Raw genomic sequence first — 18,967 nt, 5'->3', positions numbered from 1 at the left:
CGGGGACCGGCCCGTCGGGCCCGAGGATGGCACCGGCCGGCTCCTCGGCCCAGGCGATGACGACCTGGACGTGGCCGTGGCTCTCGTGCACGACGTCGCTCCCGTCGAGGGACGTCGTGCCGGCCAGGACGATCTCGCGCCCCAAGGAGTCGAGGGCGACCCCCGGTGAGACCTGCAGGCGGTCGCCGGCGACGGTCACGTCGAGGCCGGTGACGACGCCGTAGCCGTGGAGCAACCGGTTGTGCATCCACTGCCGCTCGCGCGCCTGCTGCTGCTCGTGCTCGAGGTCGCCGGCGGAGAGGAGGCGGCCGTGGAAGAAGTTGATCCTGCTGGGCTGTGCGATGTGCTCCGTCATCGGCGCTCCTTGACCGACACTCTGCGAAGCCCCATCGTCACGCGGGCCGGCGCGGCTCGTCAGCGGTTTGCGGCAAGGCTCGCGGCCTTGGGCTCGGCCGGCTTCGCGGCTCGTGGGTCCCCGCGCCGCAGGTGACGGGAACCTCGCTTCTACCTGCTGTCGGGGGACGACGACCTCAGCGAGGCGGTCGGGGAGGCGCAGAGTGACGGCATGCAGGTGGTGCTCATGGCCCTCCCGGATCGGTCACCTTGCCCATTCGAGGATCCAAGGTGGGCGCCAGCACCGGAAGCGTCGTTGCCTGGTCGAGGACGGGACGTTTCTTGGGGAAGCGCTACTCGCAGGCGACGCCGTCGCCGTCACGGTCGAGCTTCCGGGAGTATCCCGGCTCGCCGACGAGGATCGGGGCATCGCCGGCGGCACGGACGGCCGTGCAGTTCTGGTAGTAGACGTCGCCGGCCGGAGCGGGAGGCGGGGCGGGCTTCGTGCTGACGGCAGGCTTGGACGGGGTCTGGGGCTTGCGGGTTGCGGCTGGGGCCGGCGCGGTCGCGCCGGACCTGAGCGTCGTTGCTGCGGTGGACGATCGGGCGTCGGTGGGCAACGGCTGGCCGGGGCAGCTCGACAGGACGCGGGCGATCGCGTCGCGTTCGGCGGGGGTCACCCACAGGTGGTACTTGGCTTTCACGGCCACCTGCCGGGCCGCGTACGTGCAGCGAAAGCTCTTGTTCGGCGGCAGCCACGAGGCGGCGTTCGCGGCGCCCTTCTGCATGTTCAGGTGTCCGTCCGCGGCCAGCAGCACCAGCGGGTCGTTGGCGTAGTCGCGGCGGGTGTCCGCGCTCCACTGCTGCGCGCCCGACTGCCACGCGTCGGCCAGGGCGACCACATGGTCGATCTGCACCAAGGAGGAGGTGCCGGCGCCGCGGGTGAAGAAGACCGTCTGGCCGGAGTAGGGCTCGGTGAACGACCCGGTCAGGACCACGCACCCGTTGGTGCCGGGCTTGAGGGCGGTGTCGTGCAGGTCGCGGCGCAGGATGTCGTTGCGGGTGTCACACCCGTTGTGCCCGAAGGCGACGGTGACGTCATCGCTCCACGCCTGGCCGAACTGCTCGCGGGTGTAGCCGGTCATCGGGGCACGACCCTTGACCGGCAGGGCCGCCAGGACGGCTGCGGCCTTGCCGGTGACGGCCACCGTCGTTGCAGACGGCGTTGACGTGCTCGGCGTATGCGCTGGAGTCGTTGGCGTGGAGACGCGGGGGGCCTCGGCAGCGGGCTTGGCGGAGCCCGGGCCGGGCGTCGGCCCGGGCGCGTCGCTGGGGGTCTCGCTGGCGACCTGCGACGTCGCAGTGGAGTGGCGCTCGTGCCCGGTGGCCGAGCTTGCGCCCCAAGCGATGAGGCCCACGGCGGCGAGGGTGATGACGCGTTTCGGTGTCCACTTCATGACGTGTTCGTTCTGCCGTTTCATGTCGGGCGGTGGGACCTGTCCCCCGCTAGAGCGCCACTTGATGGGCTGACCGTTCTCTCGCGCGCGCGGCGAGCGAGGTCGAAGGCAGCGGGTGCGCGCGGTGCGGGCATGCCGGCGCCTCGGTGCCCAGCGACATCTGTCGATGCGGTGGGGTCACTGAGGCGCCGGGCGCCCTTGCGGCTACTCGCAGGCGATGCCGTCACCGTCGCGGTCGAGCTTGCGGGAGTACCCGGGCTCTCCGGCGTAGATCGGGTCAGCGCCTGCCGCCCGGACGGCGGAGCAGTTGGCGTAGTAGACGTTGCTGGCCGGCTTGGCGGCCGCCGCGGCCTCGTCCCGGGCCTTCTGAGCGGCAGCTGCCTGGGCGGCTGCCTTCGCCTTCGCAGCCGCCTTGGCCCTCGCGGCCGATGCTGCCTTCGCCTTCGCGGCGGCCTTCGCCTTCGCTGCGGCAACGGCCTTCGCCTTCGCGGCCGCTGCTGCCTTCGCCTTTGCGGCGGCTGCGGCCTTGGCCTTCGCGGCGTCCGCGGCGGCCTTGACCTTGGCTGCGGCGGCTACCTGTGCTGCGGCCGCGACCTTGGCGTCTGCGGCCGCCTTGGCCTCGGCTGCGGCTTGGGCGTCTGCGGCCTCTTGAGCCGCCTGCTCGGCTGCCTGCTCGGCTGCCGGGTCGACGGTTGAGGTGGTGATGGGCGGCGCGGACGGTGTGGCTGCCGCGTCCACCAGCTTGATCGGCGTCACGGTCGGCTGCTCGGTGCCGGCGCAGCCGCCGAGTGTTGCGGTGATGGCGAGCGCGGCGATGGCGGCGCGCGTGTAGAGCTTCATTATTCTCCCTGGGGTCCCTGAGTGCCCCCGAAGGATACGGTCGCTCTGTCTCAGATGTTTGCAAATGAGGATGTCCGCTCCCGAGTCGTTTCTGCCGACCGCGGCTGACCGCGTCTTTGCAGTGGACCGCCCGACTTGCGCCGCTTCGGCGCGGCTTTCGTTCCCCTCCGTGAGACTCTGCACAGATGCGGTCCTACTGCGCGCTCTACGTCGACGTCGGCTACCTCTTGGCCGCCGCGGCGACGCGCGTGACCGGCACGTCCCTGCGCAAGGGCATCGTCGTCTCGTATCCCGATCTCGTGTCGCGGCTCATCGCCGATGCGGAGAGCGCGAGCGGCCTGCCGATGCTGCGGCTGCACTGGTACGACTCGGGCAACCGGGCCGGAGGCACGCCGGACTCGACGCAAGAAGCCATCGGCATGCTGCCGCGGGTGAAGCTGCGCCTCGGCCGCACGTCTCCGCAGGGCGAGCAGAAGGGTGTCGACCTTCGGATCGGGCTCGACCTTGCGGCGCACGGCCGGAACCGCTCGGTCGACGTCATCTACCTGGTCTCGGGGGACGACGACCTGAGCGAGGCGGTGGAGGAGGCTCAGAGCCACGGCATGCAGGTGGTGCTGATGGCCGTGCCGGACCAGTCGGGGAAGCCACATGCGGTCTCACGCCACCTGATTCGCGAGTCCGACGACCTCATTGTGCTGGACGGGTCCGTCATCGACGAGACCGTGCACGTGCGGCAGCTGCAGCCGGAGACCGAGGTCGCCCTGTCGGCCGCGGCCGCGGCGGTGGAGGTGGAGGTGCCCCTCCCGGGTCCCCGCCTCGCTTCGAATGGCACGTCCGACGCGACGAAGGCCGACGGTTCCCCGGAGCCAGCGGTGGTCACCGCTGCGCGTCCCACCCCGGCCGTGCTCGCCGGCAGCAAGGTGCTGCAACGGCCGACCGCTGCCGCCTTGGGAGGGCCGGGCCGCGTGGTGTGGTCGAGCGCGAGCGAAGGGGCTGGCACTGCCGACCGTGCCGCGACCCCGGTGATCGGTCAGCGCGAGCTCGACCTCATCGACGAGGTATGCCGTGGGGTGATCGCCACGTGGTCGATCACCGCGAGCGCCACCGACCGTACGCGCCTTGTGAGCCAGAAGCCGTTCATCCCGGGCGACCTCGACCGCGCCCTGCTCCTCGACCTCTCCGCGCGGCTCGACCGATATGACGTCGAGGAGCAGCTGCGTTTCATGCTGCGCGACCACTTCTGGGAGCACGTCAAAGAGCTCGCCCGCTGAAGGGCGGCCACCGACTGCCCAGCGCGCCAAGGCGATTGGGGACGTATGCCGCTGGACGGGCCTGACGGCATACGTCCCCATGAGTTGCGCGGCTGGGTCAGGCCTTCTCGAAGGTGACGAGGATGCCGCTGACGCCGCCTGGGCCGACGCGACCCTTCACATCAACGGACGTGATCGCCTTCAGGGACCAGCCCTTGGAGCCGTACTCGTTCAGGACCTTCTCGAGCTTGTCGCCGGACATCTTCCCGCCGATCATCCCTTCGCGAAGCTCGACGACCTTGTACTGCGGCATGACGTCCTCCCTACCTATGGTCCTTCGACCCTACGGCGAGCACGACTCGGCCGCCGGGAACCCGGGAGGGCACGAAGGGTCCCTGGCGCGAGTAGCACCGCCTCGAAGGCATGGTCGCCGCCGGTGGAGACTGTCCTCTGTCGATGGACGCTTGGAAGGGAATGGCTGACCGTGTCTGACAGCGAGACGTATGTGACGCCCAAGGTGGCGCAGCCCTACTGGGCCAAGCAGGCCTACGAGGTATTGGTTGAGACCGCGGGCCGCTACAACGCCGTCATCACCTACTCCGAGCTCGCGGAGGAGGTGCAGCGACGGTCGTCGCTGCACACCAGGTCTGCGATGCGGAACTGGATGGGCGGCTTGCTGGTCGACCTCGCCAAGGTCAACCACCTCCGCGGGGAGCCACCGCTCACGTCACTCGTCGTGCACAAGCAGGACGGGCACGTGGGCGACGGCTACGACGAGGTGCTGCGTGTCTACGGCCAGACGCCGACCCACGACGAGCTCGAGCGGGAGACTCACGCAGCCGCTTCGCGTCTGGAGTGCTACCGCCACTGGGGAGCCGACGTGCCTGCCGACGCACAGCCGACCCTGACGACACGAACGCGCGAGGTGCGCGAGCGCACTCCCCGGGCGGCAGCGCCGGAGGTTCGCCGTGGGGCGGTCTGCCCGACCTGCTTCATGGAGATGCCGCTCTCCAGGGTCTGTACGAACTGCGAGTGAGTCCCTTGGCGGGGCTTGACGTCCGCCAGCACGACCGCTGGGACCACTCTTGGTCACGCCGGGGGCTCGGGCGCATCGGAGAACCCGCCGACCCCGCCCATGCGCAAGGCCGTCTGCTGGTGGAGCCAAGAAGACCCCAACCCTAACCCCCTGCTTGCAAAGGTCATTCGGGCGGTTTGCTCGGGTGGTGCGCGCCGTGGCTACAGTCCACTGGTGTCTGTGGTTGGCGGCGTTCATGACTGGCCGTCGTCAGGCAGTCTGTCAGGCGGCCAGGACGAGCCACCGAACCGATAGCGGAGCAGGGCAGCGCGCCGGAGTGGCCGGGTCAAGGGTGGCCGGAGGCCATCACGGAGTGACGCGTAGCGCCCTTGATGCGGTCCGGAGGCGCGCGGACAGTGGAGCGTCGGGTCGGCGGCGTAACGAGCGGCTATCCGGTGACTTGGTCGGTCGACTCTCCGGTGTCCGTGAGGTCGACGTACTCCAGGCCGTACTTCTCACGTGCGTACTCGGCGAGGGCCCTACTGGCCGTGCCCAGCGACCAGTTCGCTTCATTGATTCGTCTTTGCTCGCCGGGCATTTTCGTTGTGAACTGGAGCTGGAACGTGCGGCCGACCTTGCGGAGGCCACGGAGAGGCTCGTCGGTGTGGGCGGCGAACACTTCTGCGGCTGCGAGAGCCAGCGCATTCGTCAGTTGAACCGTCTTCGGATCGCCGGTCAGCCAGACCTTGCCCGAGGCTCGCGCCAGCGCCTGATCGGCATCTATAAGTCGATCGAAGGCCGCGTCGACGTCAAGGGGGACCATGTGTCCCCAGCGGCGTTGATGTTTGGCGGCCTCAGACTGGATGAGTTTTACGGTCATGCGAAACCCGTTGGCTCGGTGCGCGAGCAGGCGTGCTGCGGCCAGGAGTTCCAGGATGGCCTCCTGTTCGTTCTTGCGCTCTGCGGCCGCAGCCTCGCTCGCCGACCTGGCGTTTCGGTCGGCCGACGTGTTCCAGCGAGTTATGAGGCCGCCCACCGTGACGCCGACGATGGCCGTGGCGGCGGCAATGACTTCGGTCCAGGGCATGGGCGGAGCGTAGGGCTCAGTACCGACAGCGTGCTTTAGCGCGGGGTGCGGTGGGGTGCGCGTAGGCGCGCCAGCGCCGGAGCGCGGGGTCCCCATCGCGGGGTCCCGCGCTTCTTCGCGCCGGAGGCGCGCTTGAGCCAGTACAGAAACTCTTCACGTCTGACTGTGCGCCACGGAGCTAGGAGTGTTCCCTGTCGCTGCGCTGAGTTCCAGAACTGGGAAGGCCAACCGCGTCCTCGGCGCATTCGATGGCAAATTGGAGGGCCTTCGAACTCTGACTTAGTGCCGTACAAGCACGATCAACCAGAGCATCCACTTGAGTCTCAAGGGAGCGAGTGAACTCCGGAACGGGCAGATGCCGCAGATCCGTCGGGTAGAGGTGGGCAGACTGTCCGCGGACGATGCGCTGGGTAGCGATCCTAATCTCCGGCAGGTTTAGGAACATGGTCAAAGCTGCCGACGCCTCCATGCGGGCTGGCCGCACCACTATCAGTTCAGCTACCGCGCGCGCGTCGGGCTCAGGCGGCTCCGTCCGAACCATCGCTGCCTTGCCGATGTATCTCGCGTCATGCGCGGTCGCCAAGACAAGGACGTCCCCTCGGCGTACGGAGCCTCGATCTCCACGAAGCTGCGAGTCCGAATAGCTGCCTCGCTCTCCGCGCCACTCGGCGAGGCCGATGCGGGTGAGGTCGCCGACCTTGTATACGGGCACGGATGACGCGCCCCGATTAGCGGCCGTCGGAGACACCCCAGCGGTGAGTCTGCTGGTGACGGCGGGCGAACCCAATGGCCGAAGGGTCACCCCCTTGTCAAAGAGGACCGGGGAACGACAGATGAACTCAGCGTCTAGACGGCGAAGTTTCCGGACCGAAGAAATCGAGCTGACTGAGGTGCGGTGTCCACTGGGGCCGAGGATGCCGGACGCTTCGCGGACCAGGTCCGAGGCCTCAGCCATCGCGCTCCGGGCCTCAGCAAGCAGAGCGACCCTGAGGCGTGCGTGTTCGACTATCGCGTCTTGAGTTCGTGAATCGAGGCGAGGGAGTTGTATCCGTCGCAACGACGTGAGGCTCAGGTAAGGATTCATCTGCTCGGTCTGAATAAGGCGCGCCTGGTCTTGTCCGATCCGGCTGTTTAGGCAGACCGCCATAACTTCGGGCTTCAGGATCCCGTTAGATCGAATTATGGCAACGTCCTGATTCACCACAGAATCTGCAACGTCCAAGCCAGCCACGGCAGCGATGCCGATCCGGCGCTTGATCGTGACAAGAACATCTTCGTCGCGCACTCGAGCTCTTCTTAGGGGTCCTCTCCGGTGCTCGCGTGTGACGCGCTTTCCCCGTGTTGTATCTATCAGTAGTGGTTCAATGCATTCGATCGTTAGGAACGGAACCTCCCCCGTCCGGAGGTCATGTCTCAGAGGCGTTCCGCCACTGGCGAGGGAGGTGAACAATCTTGGCAGAGATAGCCATTCCTGTCCGTTGGCTAGCATGCCCTGCACCTCCTTCTGCAAAGGAGAGGTGAAGTACTCTGCATCGAGGCGGCGGCGCCGATCGACGGCTCGCGTGTGGACCGTGAGGCTGTTAGGCATTGGTGCCGCCAACAAAGGACAAGTTCTGGGACTTTGCGAAGATCGCGAAATCTAGCGCAATCTCGTCCAGGTCATGATCCACCACGAGGTGGTCATGGGCATCTAGTACAGGGCGACCAAACTCGTCGGTCAGGTAGACGTAGTCTCCCCGGGAATCCTTACCAGATTTGTCGCTCACCGCGAAGAAGACGTCGTAGTCGTCCACTTTCGGATTGAGGGGGCCAGCCTTCGGGTCGTCATTCCAGGTTTGCAGAAAGATGACGCTCGTCTTTGTGGTGGTGTGCGGCTTGAACGTATTTCCGTGTAGCCCTACCACGGCTAGGATCCGGGCACGTTCATCCACATACTCACGTATTTGGTCGTCTGTCAGATTGTTGAAGCGCCCTTGCGGCAGCACGATGGCGGCGCGGCCACCCGGCCTCAAGAAGTTCAGGTTCCGCTCGATGAATAGGATGTCACGCCCAACCGCTGGCTTCCAGGTCCCATCAGTTTTACGGGCGAGGTCGTATTGATGGAGAAGGCGACCATCCTTGAGGTCGCCGGCGAAGGGGGGATTTGTCAGAACGAGATCGAAATTGAAGTACCTGAACTGTTCTCTATTCCGTCGGTCCTCCGCCGCTTTCCCAGAGATCCGAAGGCGAGGAGTCAGTGCTGCGCGAACATCATCACCCCAATCGCGGGAGTCCAAGGAGTTTGCACGGAACACGTTGGTCTTTCCGTCTCCCGCGATCAGGTTGAGGGCCTTCGCGATCTTGACTGAACGGCTGTCGAAATCCAGCCCATAAACCCGTTCGCGAGCGTACTCCGACTGCCATGCGTTGGGGCCATTGGCCGTGAATTCTGAACCCCAAACGTGGAAGATGGAATGGACAGTGAAGCCACACGAACCGGCGGCAGTGTCGATCACATTCTCGTCCGCATTGGGGTTCAACATCCGCACGCACATATCGATCACGTGGCGAGGAGTGAAGTATTGTCCCTTTTTCGCCTTGCCGACTTCAGTAGACAGGTACTCGAACGCCTCGTCGATGATCTGGAGGTTAGAGTTGAAGAGCTTTATGTCTTCAAGAAATGAGCCGCAAGTCACCAAGTGGTTGGGCGTCAAGTCGATCTTCTCGTCCGCAAAGAATACGCCTGGCCACTGACGCTTGGCTGACTGAAATAGAGCGTCAATACGCTCATAAAATTCGGAAGGGGTGGCGCCACCCACTCGAAACCTGAGGTACTTGTTGCGACCTCCGCGTGCAGCCGACCACTCATCGTAGAGCTTGGCGTAGATGAGTTTGAACACCTCTTCGAATGCATCAACACCAGCGTTGGACAAGACAAGGTTCTCCATGTCGAGGATGACGCCTTTTAGGGTCATCCTCTCCGTGACGAGGCGGTTATTCGCCGCCAAATCCGCAAGTGTCCAGCGAGACTCCATCAACTCGGAGAGGGATTGATCCGCTCGAGGCAACGCGTTCAAGCTACGGAATAGATTGCGCTCTTCACGGTGTAGATAGATGGCTTGGCCGCCGTTTGTCCAGACACCAATGGGAGAGCCTTCGGCATTGCAGTAGCTTTTCAGCTGTTCCAAGCCATCGCTGCGCTTGGCTTGCTTGACTTCGACGATGATGTAAGCACTGGTTGGGTCATCCTTGTCCGAGATGACGATGTCAGCAGCCTTCTCATGAACGGAGCTGCCGAAGTACACCGGTTTTTCAACCGCAATTCGATCCTTCGGGTAGCCATAATCTTCCATCAGTCGGTGGATATACAGCTGACGGACGATCTCTTCTGGCTTTGCGGGGCGCTCCTTGTCGCTCGCCAGACACGTGAGGTACGGCTTATCCCGTTTCCAGAAGAGTTTGATCGCCGCAATCTCGCTAGATCTGAATAGGACCAGCGAGTGCGAGGAGTCCTTGAGAATGTCCTGGATGGAGGGGGGCGTCGACGGCGTCTGGCTCACCTGCCGCACCCTAGCCCGGACGGAGCCCTCTGGCATGCATGGGCGTGACGCGTCCGCCACGCGAGGACCGCGGTAGGTTCTGCGCGAGCTGCTGCCAGCAGTTCAGCTCCGGTTGGCTGGCCGCCCCCCGGCCAACGTGGGGCACCGCGGCCTGTCGGGACTGCGGAGCGCATCCGCCGGGGGCGTTTGCCCGCGGGGAACGTTGGTGACATGGTGGGCGTTACCAGATAGGTAAAGGACAAGTCGTGGATGTCGAGTACGCTAGCGCTGACCTCGAACGCGCCTGCCTGGACGACCGGCGTGCACGGCGTGAGCTCGGAGAAGTTGCGGGAAAGGCGCTCGGCAAGCGGTTCAAGCAGATTGAGGCCTCGGCGAGCGTGCAGGATCTGCTCGACGGCGTCGGAAAGTGGCACTGGCTCAACGGAGATCGGTCAGGCCAGCTCGCCGGGCACCTGACAGCCAACCAACGGATCGTGTTGGAACCGTTGAGCGAGATGGCGAAGGACGCCGCGGCGACAAGCGTCCGAATTGTAGAAATAGTCGATTACCACTGAGAGAGATAGTGCCGGGGAGGTGTGATGGTGTCGATCGCTAGCCACAAGACGAACTATGCGGTGCCGACCGGAGACTTCATTCGCGAGTGGTTGGATGAGAGCGCGATGAGTCAGGCTGAGTTTGCGCGCCGACTCAACGTGTCCCCGAAGCACGTCAGCCTTCTCCTTAACGGAGTCGCACCTCTGTCCCAGGACGTTGCGCTCAAGGTCGAGTCAGTGACTGGGATCCCTGCCCGCATCTGGAATAGCTATGAAGCTCTCTACCGTGGCGACCTCGCGCGGTTGGCGAGCGAGCGGGAGTGGGCAGCGGAGTTCGAAAAGTTCAGTTCGCTTCCTCTGGTGGAGTTGCGGAAGCGAGGCTGGCTCACCGCGGACGCGACCGACAAGTCCGGCGTGGTGGGGGAGATCCTGCGGTTCTTCAAGGTCGCAGACTTCTCTTCGTGGTCGAAGGTGTGGCTGGCGCCCCAAGCTGCGTATAGGCAGTCGCAAGCGCATGATGCCTCGGCTGAGGCCATTGCCACCTGGTTGCGCCTCGGCGAGATCAAGGCGGACGAGCTCTCCCTGGCTCCTTACGACCGTGAGGCGCTCACTCAGGTCATTCCGGACCTGCGCGCGCTGACACGCAAGAGCGTGGGCGAGTGGGAGTCTCAGTTGAAGTCGCTGGCCAGTTCGGTGGGTGTGGCCGTGGTCTTTGTCCCGGACATCGCTGGCACTCGTTGCTATGGAGCCACGAGGTGGGTGCACGGCAATCCCATCGTTCAGCTGTCTCTGCGGGGAAAGAAGGACGATCAGTTCTGGTTCACCCTGTTTCATGAACTGGGCCACGTACTGCTCCATCCACGAACTGCTGTCTTCATCGACCATGAGAATGGCCAGTCGGCTAGTAATGAGGAGGAAGAGGCCGACAATTTTGCTGTCGACACCCTCATCCCTCCCGACGTCGCGATCGACTTGCCTAGAGGGCGAAACATCGCCGCCGTGAGGCGTTTTGCCTCGGATGTAGGTGTTTCGCCAGGGATTGTGCTGGGTCGAATTCACAGGGAGAGCGGCGACTACGGGTGGGGCCACCAGCTGAAGGTCACCCTCAAGTTCGCTGAGGACCTTCACTGAAAGTCAGGCAACAACTGCTTCCCGTCGTGTGCGCGTGCTTGGGCCGGCTTTTGCTCGAACGCATCCCTGATACGGATCGCGTACGCCTCGTCCAGGAGGCTGAGAGCCGACTCAAGCGGGTGCCATTGGACGGCGGCCGCCTCGCTCGTAGACGCTTCAGGGTCACCGATCGACCGACATCGAAACACGAGGGCAACGATGCCTCTGCGCATGTTTTTGTAGACGCCCGTTAGGGCTTCGACCGTAATTGCGAGGCCGGTCTCCTCGGCCACCTCACGCCGCAGGCCTATCTCGAGGGTTTCGGCGAGCTCGAGGACGCCCCCTGGGGGTTCCCAGTGGCCATTGTCGCGGCGCTGGATGAGCAGGACGTTCTCTCCGCTCTCGTCGAAGATCGCGGCGGCAACGCTTACCGAGTGCCGCGGAGTCTCGGTGACGTCGGGGGTGCTCATCTGCCAAAGTGTAGGTACTACAGACGTCTGGAGGAGTGACCATGCTGGAGTTGGGCCAGGTCGACAAGACCTCGGACACTCCTGCCTTCAAGCAGATCGCAACGGCGCTGCGTGAGGCAATCGGGTCGGGCCGAATCGCGCCCGGTGACAGGGTGCCCTCCGAGACTCAACTGAGGGAGCAATTCGGCGTTGCACGCATGACTGTTCGACAGGCGTTGGGGGAGTTGAGCGCCGAGGGGCTGCTGGTTGCTGAGCATGGGCGCGGTGTGTTTGTCCGGGAGCGTCCCCTGGTGCGCCGAGTTGCCTCTGACCGTTTCGCTCGGCGGCATCGAGAGGCTGGGCAGGCTGCCTTCATCGCTGAGGCCGAGGGAGTCGGCGTCCCGTCGGTCGACGAGATCGAGGTTGGGCGTGAGGCGGCGTCTGGCGATGTGCGCGAGGCCCTGACCCTTCCGGCTCGGTCGAGGGTGATCGCACGTCGACGTCGACACCTGATGGATGGCCAGCCGGTCGAGTTGGCGTCTTCGTATGTGCCGCTGTCGATTGCGAAGGGAATCGCGATCGAGGAGGCGGACACCGGTCCGGGCGGCATCTATGCACGAATCGAGGAGGCTGGCCATGAGCTGGCTGAGTTCTCCGAGGAGGTCGCTGCACGCATGCCATCGCCTGAGGAGCGTCGCCGGCTCCGTCTGCCAGCCGGTACGCCAGTACTCACCGTGCGACGAATCGCCTTTGACACCAATGGTTCCCCGGTCGAACTGACCGACACGGTGAAGGCGGCCCCGAGCTACGTTCTCGAGTACCGGTTCCCGGCCAACTAGCGTCGTCTCTTGCCACTTGTCTAGATGAGTGCTCTACTGTTGTCATGGAGCAACTGCTCTAGACGACTGGACAAGAAGCAGTCATGGCGATGCAGAAGCGGTTCAAGGTCGGTTTCGGCGACGTGTTCCCGAACGGTGCGTTCCTCAAGGGCTCGGTCGAGCCGGTCCTGGACTTCAACGCCGAGAAGCGCGCGGATGGGTCGCGGCCGCAGCAGGTGGACCAGGAGACGGGCCTGCTCGTGTGGTCGGTGACCGTACTGGACGCCGACGAGGAGGCGAGCAAGCGCGAGACCGCGGTGACGGTGAAGTTCTTCGCGAAGGTGCAGCCGGTTCCTCCGGAGAACAAGACGCCGTTCCCGTGGACGCCGGTCGAGTTCACCGGTCTGACGGCGCTGCCGTGGATCGAGGAGACCTCGATGGGCCGAGGCCGGATCTCGTGGTCCTTCCGGGCGGAGTCGATGGTCGCACCCGGCCAGTCGAGCCAGTTCGGCCAGTCCGGTGCCTCCTCTGGCCAGGCCAAGGGGGCGGCGTAATGCGTGCCTCAACCCTGGGTGGTCTGACACGTTCGCGTGGTTTCCCGAGCCTAGGAACCGTCGCGGGGCAGGCTCGCTCGACACTGCGAGTAAGTGCGGTCCTCGTCTGGGCGGTCGTGCGCTGGACGTACCGGCACCTGCGCTGGGCCGTTTCCGTCGCGGGGCTAGCGTTGGCCGTCCGGCTGCTCCCGAACGGCCAACCGGCGGCGATCCGGCTGCTCATCCTTGGCTGGGTCGTCCCTGCCGAGGTCGCGGTGGTGTGGGCTCGCTGGTCACCGGCCTCGTATGAGCGGTGGGCTGCCGGACCGCTGCAGCGCGCCTCGTGGCGGCACTGGGCTTGTCGCCGTTGGCCGGTTCTCGCCCGGGAGTGTGGCCTGTCGGTGCAGCGTGACGAGCGCGCCAGCTGGTCGGCTTCTGCCCTGCGTGCGGTCACATCGCGCCGCCCTGCGAGCAGCTCGAGGGTGTGGGTGCATCCGCGCGAGCAGGTGCGGGAACCCATGAGGGTCCCCGCACCACTCAGTCAGCGGCTGGCCAGGTAGATCGACAGCCAGCCGACCCAACTCGCCGGCTCGAACACCAGCGCCATGGCGGCAGCGCCCCAAACGGTCATCCGTCTGCCCGTGGGGAAACTCGGCGGCGGGTATCACGGCCAAGCGACGTTCGTCTCGCGACGAAAATTGGGCGCGATTGCACCTTGCCATGCGAGCCTGCGCAGTTGCCTCAACGAACCATTATTTGACCGCACCTGCGAGGCGCCGTGCTGGCTCAGCCATGCGGGTCTGAACTGGCGGCCATCATCTGACTTGGGTAGTGGTGGGGTTCAGGACTTCGCCACGCGCCTGACCGCTCCATTTCGTCCTCAGCGGTTGAGACTCTGCCTCGCGGCTGAGGGGGTTCGGGACGGGACGACTCAGCCAGTGGCCCGGGCGCGTTGCTGACCGTTGGTGAACGACTAGACGTTGGCTTCGGCCGTTAGGCAGACGCCCGCGTGAGGAAGGCGTCCAAAGTCCCTGCCGGCTACCAGTGCATCACTCTCGCCGCAGCATTTCGCGCAGTTCGGCCAATGTCTTTCCGGAAGGAATGTGAGTCCAAGTGATCCACCCATTCACCGAGCTGCCAAGCATCTTGGTCAACGCGGTGGACGGTGCGCGGAAGGGGCCAAGGACGGTGTCCAGGCCTCCCGAAGGAGTGATGGTCGCGGTGTACGTCCGGCCGCTTCGTACTTTGGTGTGCCGCAAGATATCTCCGGGGGCCACGAGCCCGCGCTGTATCAGGGGCAGAAGATCGCCCTGAACGTCATGCGTCATGCTTTGTCGCTGGGCTGGAACCAGCAGCGGGGCGGAATCACCCACTGCGATCTCCCCGCGCTCCACTTCCTTAACAGATGCCAAATTAGGTGGAACAATGCCTGATCGCGGCCAAGTGCGCATAGCCTCTCGAACCAGCGCCTTCTCCCGGAGCGAAATTCGTTGCTCGTCCCACTCGGCGGTCCATTGTTCTTGCGAGAACCCGTGCACTCCTTCTGGGCTCGTCAGGATAGAAGCCGTGGTGAGACGCGCAAGGCTGTGTGTCTGTAGCGTTTGCCGCTTCTTGGCCCACGGTTCGTTGCTTAGACTCGAATTCAAGCTCTGCGTCGCCAGTGTCAGGTTGCCAAGCCGGTGCACGGCCTCTTGCCGCCGGACTTGCTCGTCCTCAGTCGCGCCTGTTGGCAATCCCCAATGAGCCTCCCACTTGACGGGCATGACGTGCTCGATGGTCAAGTGCTTGGCTGCCGCGCGGTGAGGCAGCGCAGGCTCACTTCGACTGGTGTGCAAAGCATTTTCGAGGCCGACAAGGAAGGAGCGCAGTCGAGGGCGAGTTACGTCGTTGTACAAGTTGTGGTTGCCCAGGGCCCTGGCGAATTGCGCATCATCGGGCCACATGCGACTGGGGGCAGTCTGAGCGGCCAGGCCCTCTACGAGAGCGTCTCCAGCGTGCCGCGGATCCACCGCTTTAATGGATCCGAGCAGGCTGCCGAACAGTCGGTTGTAGTCACTCGTTGTGAGTCGACAAATGGCTCGCCGCATGAGGAAGGAGTCGATTGCCATCGTCCCAATCTCAGCCTGCTCTTGCGGAATTTCACGAGTCGCATGAAGGAACAAGACCAATGGCCATGGGGTGGTCGTTCCTGTGGCGTCGAGCCGGTCCAAGGCCTGGGCCACCGAGGATGTCATTGGCAGCTGCTGCAGGCGCTCCATGGTGTCTGCGTAGACGCGTATGTCTCGGATCACGTCGGCGGCACGGATGTGCGAGGTACGCATCCAGCGCTTGATGTCTTCGAAGAGATGTTCGACCGAAGATTCCTCGCCACGCTGCGCCGCGAGCCAGTACGCGAGCAAGCTATCCACACGCACCCGCTTGATGCGCCCGGTCGTCACTTCTGAGCGCCAACGGTCACTATCGAGGACGGACCAGTGCGATGTTAGGAGCTCGCCCTCTAGATGGTGATCGCCTTGCCGGTCCAGGAGTTGGAATAGGAAATTCTTCACCAGGTCGGCCGCATCGAGACGAACTCCTCGATGGTTCAGCGCCTCGAAAATGACTTGCGGGTCATCCGTCGGATCCAAGTAGATGCTTACGACTTTGATCCGGTTCTCCACTGCAAAATGCAGAAAGTCGAGCCGTTCGCTCGCCGACGGTGCTTCCGCCACCCAGTCTCGCAAGGCGCTCTCGAACCAGTGCGACGCGCGAGCCAGACGATGATGTCTGTCCGGCACCGTGGCAGCATGACCAGGGTCACGAACCGCCCATTCGAATGCGGGTGCATCGTGGGCCAAGGGCACCACCTTATAGCGGTCTTCGGGGTGGTCAGTGTCCTGGCTTACACGATTGCGTACCAAGGCGGCGAAACTGTCGGCTGCGTGCACGGCGTCGAGCTCGACGGCAACCCGACGGGCTGCCGCGAGAAAGACCTGGAAAGTAGTGAGTCGCTGTTGTCCGTCGATCACCATTGACATCTGCGTGCGCCTGGGAACGGGGCTGCGGGACTGCGTGACAAATGCCCCAAGGAAGTACTCTGAGGGGGTTTCATCTTCGGGGTGCCCGGACCCCTTTTCTGCTCCTTCCGCCGCCTTACGAAGGTCCTCCCACAGCGGTAGCCAATTCTTCGCCTCATCCCATACGTAGGGCCTCTGAAAGTTGGGGATGACGTAGCGGTGATCCTTGTTGAAGACAGCGCCAAGAAGTTCGTCTGCGGCTTTCATAGGAGGGACTCCGACATCATGAGCGTTACCCTAACCAAGCGGTGGTCTTGAGATCGGGTTCCCGGCCTGAGTTCCGTGAGTGTCGGGCGCCGCTTGGTCGCCCGGGTCGTCATCGGAGGGAGCGGGCTGGGGGCTCATCGGCGCAGCCGGGCTGTTCTCGCAGCTCAGATGTTCGGCACTGGCCACCTCGCCCGCACACCGAGGCAGAACGCGGTCGTTCGACGGGCTCATGATCGGCCAGAGCAGGAGTGCTTCGGCTAGTGCCCACGGCTCATCGCCTCAAGCGATCACATGCCGGCTGTCGATGGCCAAGGTGAGTTGCAGATGATCGCCATCCCAGGTGACGGCATACGGGTCGGTGATCTCGCCGACGCACCCCCGTCCCGCCCCAGCTCTGGATGGGACCGGAGGTCAGGCGCCCCAGCGGCGGATGAGCTCCGCTGCCACGGCGTCGGGCTCGGGCAGCCGGCCCAGCTGCGCCTGCAGGCGCTGCGCGGCCGCCCTCTCGGGTGCGACCGGGTCGAGAAGCGCGGTGACCGCAGCGCGGACGCTGCCGGGCGCTGCGCCGGGCAGCACGACCCGGGCAGCGCCCTGCTCGACGAGACGGTTGCCGTTCCAGAACTGGTCTGCGCCCTGCGGCACGACGACCTGCGGCAGCCCGTGCTGGACGGCGCCGAGCACGGTCCCCGAGCCGCCGTGGTGCACCACGAGGTCGACGTGGCCCAGCACCGACACCTGGTCGACGAACGACTCGACGTGCACCGACACATGCTCGTGGCTGACCTCGTCGGCCGAGCCGGCCCGACCGGTAACAGCGAGGACCTCGCAGCCTGCAGCCGCCACCTCGTCGGCGACCGCGAGCAGGGTCGCGCTGTTGCCGAAGATCGTCCCGAGCGTGAGCAGCACCCTCGGTGGATCGCCGGGAACGCGGTCCCTCGTCAGCCAGTCCGGGACCGGCGGACCGGACTCGGACCACGCGTGCGGTGCCAGGTCGAGGGTCGGGAACGGCGGCTGGGACCCGAAGGCGGCGTCGTCCGACCCCACTCGCGCCTCACGCAGGAAGGCCGGGTGCGCCTCGAGGTAGACGTCCACGAGGTCGGTCACGGCCGACACCGCTGAGCCGTCGCTGCCGCGCAGCTCGCCGCCCCACCGCTCGATCGCCGCCCGGTAGACGCCGTCCCACCGCGGCCCCCAGCCGACGACGCTGAAGAGGGCCGTCGGCGCACCGATCCGCTTGGCCGCGACGAGTCCCGCGACGTTGGTCTGCTCGACGACGACGAGGTCCGGACGCCACTGCTCGACCACCGTGCTGGTCGGTTCGAGCAGGTGCGGGCTGGTGATGTCGACGAAGAGCAGCCGGGCGAAGTCGTCGTCGGGCGGCCGGCCGCCAGGCCGGTCCCGGAACGCCTCGGCGTGCCCGTCGACCAGACGCCAGCCCGGCTCGGCGCCGAGGGCAGTCGGCACGGGCAACCGGTCCTGGAACTGCGACCCGGTGGCGAAGAGCACGTCCGCGCCCAGGCTCTGGAACGCGACGGCCAGCGGCACGAGCGGATAGGTGTGTCCATGGGCGGGCACTGCGGCGAAGAGCACCCTCATCCGCACACGATCCCACCGCCGCTGCCCCCGCGACAGGAGAACGGCTGCGCCGAGATCAGTCCGGCCCAGTACCACCCCGCGACAACGAGCCCGGGGCTCAGCGCCGCTGAGCCATCACCGGCTCAGCGGCGAGAAGGCCAGGCGGTCGCCGTCCCAGGAGACGGCATACGGGTCGGTGATCTCGCCGACGAAGGCGCCGTCGCGGTCGTGCACGAACGCGAGGAACTTCGTCTCGCCCGTCTCGCGGTCGGTGATGAACTTGCCGACGTAGAGCGACGGGTCGTCGATGACCTGCGCTCCGGCGATGTCGTACGGACCGAGCGGCGACTTCGCGTCAGCGATCCACACCCCGCCCGTCGCGCCCCCGGCGCGTGCCGCCTCCGGCATGTCGCCGACGAGGCAGTTGAAGAGCAGCACCTGCCGGCCGTCGACGACGAAGGGCTGCAGCACCTCGAGCTGCCCGAAGCCCTGACCCGGCGACGTCAGCGGCTCGCGCAGCTCCCAGTTCTCGAGGTCCGGCGACCACGCGTGCCCGACGACGCCACGGTCGTAGCCCTCACCGTGGTTGGCGCGCGCCGTGATCAGCATGTGCCACCCGTCGCCGTCCGGGTCGGGCAGCACCCACGGGTCGCGGAAGGCCTCGTCGTGCCACTGCCCGTCGGCGTACTTCTCGTACCACCGCGGGTCCGCCGAGAGCACCGGCCCAGGGGCCTTGTCCCACACGTAGAGGTCGGAGGACACGGCATACCCGATGGACTGGATGTTCGCCCCGTACGCCGGGTCGAGCCTCGCCCCGGTGTAGAACATGAACCACCGCCCGTCCGGATGCCGCACGACCGACCCGGTCCACGTCGCGAGGTCGTCGAACGCCGGCGCATCCGAGCGCACGAGCGCGTCCACCACCCGCTCCCAGTTGACCAAGTCGGCCGACACAGCGTGCCCGACCGACGCCCGGAAGTGCCGGGCGTGCGGGTCGCGCAGCGCGCGGGACGCGTAGAGGAAGAACAGGTGGTACTGCTCGCCGTCGTCGACGAGCCAGAAGTCCCACACCCAGGCCTCAGGTAGACGAAACACGCCCTCAGCCTTTCACGCCGGCGCAGGCGTGGAGCTACCCGTTCAGACGCGGACCCGCCCGCCCGCGCAC

General features: G+C 65.6%; 15 protein-coding genes. 6 read left to right on the top strand and 9 right to left on the bottom strand.

Annotation, left to right across the window (positions count from 1 at the left end; all coding sequences use genetic code 11):
- Window positions 1–686: 686 nt before the first annotated feature.
- Entirely contained in the window at window positions 687–1,790 is a 1,104-nt protein-coding gene (locus tag AC3WRT_RS14910; protein WP_492723203.1) for a GmrSD restriction endonuclease domain-containing protein, read from the bottom strand.
- 204 nt (window positions 1,791–1,994) lie between these two features.
- Window positions 1,995–2,630, bottom strand: coding sequence for an excalibur calcium-binding domain-containing protein (locus tag AC3WRT_RS14905; protein ID WP_492723201.1), 636 nt, complete (start codon window positions 2,628–2,630; stop codon window positions 1,995–1,997).
- Window positions 2,631–2,815: 185 nt separating this feature from the next.
- On the opposite strand from AC3WRT_RS14905, the gene AC3WRT_RS14900 reads away from it, so the two are divergent.
- A complete protein-coding gene (locus AC3WRT_RS14900; RefSeq protein WP_492723199.1) occupies window positions 2,816–3,901 on the top strand; it encodes an NYN domain-containing protein in 1,086 nt (361 codons plus the stop codon).
- A 97-nt stretch (window positions 3,902–3,998) separates the two neighbouring features.
- Here AC3WRT_RS14900 and AC3WRT_RS14895 read toward each other — a convergent pair whose 3' ends face one another.
- Window positions 3,999–4,193: a DUF4177 domain-containing protein gene (locus tag AC3WRT_RS14895; RefSeq protein WP_492723197.1), complete on the bottom strand. Its 195-nt coding sequence runs from the start codon at window positions 4,191–4,193 to the stop codon at window positions 3,999–4,001.
- A gap of 171 nt (window positions 4,194–4,364) precedes the next feature.
- On the opposite strand from AC3WRT_RS14895, the gene AC3WRT_RS14890 reads away from it, so the two are divergent.
- Window positions 4,365–4,916: a hypothetical protein gene (locus tag AC3WRT_RS14890; RefSeq protein ID WP_492723195.1), complete on the top strand. Its 552-nt coding sequence runs from the start codon at window positions 4,365–4,367 to the stop codon at window positions 4,914–4,916.
- Between the two features lie 427 nt (window positions 4,917–5,343).
- Here the strand turns inward: AC3WRT_RS14890 and AC3WRT_RS14885 are convergent, their stop codons facing one another.
- Complete coding sequence (locus tag AC3WRT_RS14885; RefSeq protein WP_492723193.1) at window positions 5,344–5,982, bottom strand: hypothetical protein; 639 nt, start codon at window positions 5,980–5,982, stop codon at window positions 5,344–5,346.
- A 1,580-nt stretch (window positions 5,983–7,562) separates the two neighbouring features.
- Window positions 7,563–9,521: a type I restriction-modification system subunit M gene (locus AC3WRT_RS14880; RefSeq protein ID WP_492723191.1), complete on the bottom strand. Its 1,959-nt coding sequence runs from the start codon at window positions 9,519–9,521 to the stop codon at window positions 7,563–7,565.
- A 245-nt stretch (window positions 9,522–9,766) separates the two neighbouring features.
- Here AC3WRT_RS14880 and AC3WRT_RS14875 point away from each other — a divergent pair, with 245 nt between their 5' ends.
- Together AC3WRT_RS14875 and AC3WRT_RS14870 are read left to right on the top strand one after the other, a co-directional pair.
- Window positions 9,767–10,075, top strand: coding sequence for a hypothetical protein (locus AC3WRT_RS14875; protein WP_492723189.1), 309 nt, complete (start codon window positions 9,767–9,769; stop codon window positions 10,073–10,075).
- 24 nt (window positions 10,076–10,099) lie between these two features.
- The gene (locus AC3WRT_RS14870; RefSeq protein ID WP_492723187.1) at window positions 10,100–11,185 is read left to right on the top strand and encodes an ImmA/IrrE family metallo-endopeptidase; all 1,086 of its coding nucleotides are present in this window, start codon (window positions 10,100–10,102) and stop codon (window positions 11,183–11,185) included.
- Here the strand turns inward: AC3WRT_RS14870 and AC3WRT_RS14865 are convergent.
- A complete protein-coding gene (locus AC3WRT_RS14865; protein ID WP_492723185.1) occupies window positions 11,179–11,634 on the bottom strand; it encodes an NUDIX hydrolase in 456 nt (151 codons plus the stop codon). The genes AC3WRT_RS14870 and AC3WRT_RS14865 overlap by 7 nt on opposite strands.
- A 41-nt stretch (window positions 11,635–11,675) precedes the next feature.
- Here AC3WRT_RS14865 and AC3WRT_RS14860 point away from each other — a divergent pair, with 41 nt between their 5' ends.
- Both AC3WRT_RS14860 and AC3WRT_RS14855 read left to right on the top strand, forming a co-directional pair.
- On the top strand, window positions 11,676–12,452 hold the full coding sequence (locus AC3WRT_RS14860) for a GntR family transcriptional regulator (RefSeq protein ID WP_492723183.1): 777 nt from the start codon (window positions 11,676–11,678) through the stop codon (window positions 12,450–12,452).
- Window positions 12,453–12,535: 83 nt separating this feature from the next.
- Window positions 12,536–12,985 (top strand): plasmid replication, integration and excision activator, encoded by a 450-nt coding sequence (locus AC3WRT_RS14855; protein ID WP_492723181.1) that lies wholly within the window; start codon window positions 12,536–12,538, stop codon window positions 12,983–12,985.
- A 1,028-nt stretch (window positions 12,986–14,013) separates the two neighbouring features.
- On the opposite strand, the gene AC3WRT_RS14850 is transcribed toward AC3WRT_RS14855, so the two are convergent.
- The 3 genes from AC3WRT_RS14850 to AC3WRT_RS14840 all read right to left on the bottom strand — a co-directional run bounded on the left by AC3WRT_RS14850 (window position 14,014) and on the right by AC3WRT_RS14840 (window position 18,897).
- Window positions 14,014–16,227, bottom strand: coding sequence for a GmrSD restriction endonuclease domain-containing protein (locus AC3WRT_RS14850; RefSeq protein WP_492723179.1), 2,214 nt, complete (start codon window positions 16,225–16,227; stop codon window positions 14,014–14,016).
- 411 nt (window positions 16,228–16,638) lie between these two features.
- The gene (locus AC3WRT_RS14845; RefSeq protein WP_492723177.1) at window positions 16,639–17,823 is read right to left on the bottom strand and encodes a glycosyltransferase; all 1,185 of its coding nucleotides are present in this window, start codon (window positions 17,821–17,823) and stop codon (window positions 16,639–16,641) included.
- Window positions 17,824–17,937: 114 nt separating this feature from the next.
- Window positions 17,938–18,897, bottom strand: a complete 960-nt coding sequence (locus AC3WRT_RS14840) for a glycosyl hydrolase family 32 (RefSeq protein WP_492723175.1) — start codon at window positions 18,895–18,897, stop codon at window positions 17,938–17,940.
- Window positions 18,898–18,967: the final 70 nt, after the last annotated feature.

Source organism: Terrabacter sp. FW104-15G4B, assembly GCF_058790095.1.
Note: the sequence above shows the minus strand (reverse complement) of the source record. Positions and strands in the feature narration are given on the sequence as shown.

Coding starts and splice junctions, on each gene's coding strand:
- AC3WRT_RS14855 (WP_492723181.1), top strand. CDS start 12,536: ATGGCGATGCAGAAGCGGTTCAAGGTCGGTTTCGGCGACGTGTTCCCG.
- AC3WRT_RS14885 (WP_492723193.1), bottom strand. CDS start 5,982: ATGCCCTGGACCGAAGTCATTGCCGCCGCCACGGCCATCGTCGGCGTC.
- AC3WRT_RS14850 (WP_492723179.1), bottom strand. CDS start 16,227: ATGAAAGCCGCAGACGAACTTCTTGGCGCTGTCTTCAACAAGGATCAC.
- AC3WRT_RS14905 (WP_492723201.1), bottom strand. CDS start 2,630: ATGAAGCTCTACACGCGCGCCGCCATCGCCGCGCTCGCCATCACCGCA.
- AC3WRT_RS14870 (WP_492723187.1), top strand. CDS start 10,100: ATGGTGTCGATCGCTAGCCACAAGACGAACTATGCGGTGCCGACCGGA.
- AC3WRT_RS14865 (WP_492723185.1), bottom strand. CDS start 11,634: ATGAGCACCCCCGACGTCACCGAGACTCCGCGGCACTCGGTAAGCGTT.
- AC3WRT_RS14860 (WP_492723183.1), top strand. CDS start 11,676: ATGCTGGAGTTGGGCCAGGTCGACAAGACCTCGGACACTCCTGCCTTC.
- AC3WRT_RS14900 (WP_492723199.1), top strand. CDS start 2,816: ATGCGGTCCTACTGCGCGCTCTACGTCGACGTCGGCTACCTCTTGGCC.
- AC3WRT_RS14910 (WP_492723203.1), bottom strand. CDS start 1,790: ATGAAGTGGACACCGAAACGCGTCATCACCCTCGCCGCCGTGGGCCTC.
- AC3WRT_RS14845 (WP_492723177.1), bottom strand. CDS start 17,823: ATGAGGGTGCTCTTCGCCGCAGTGCCCGCCCATGGACACACCTATCCG.
- AC3WRT_RS14895 (WP_492723197.1), bottom strand. CDS start 4,193: ATGCCGCAGTACAAGGTCGTCGAGCTTCGCGAAGGGATGATCGGCGGG.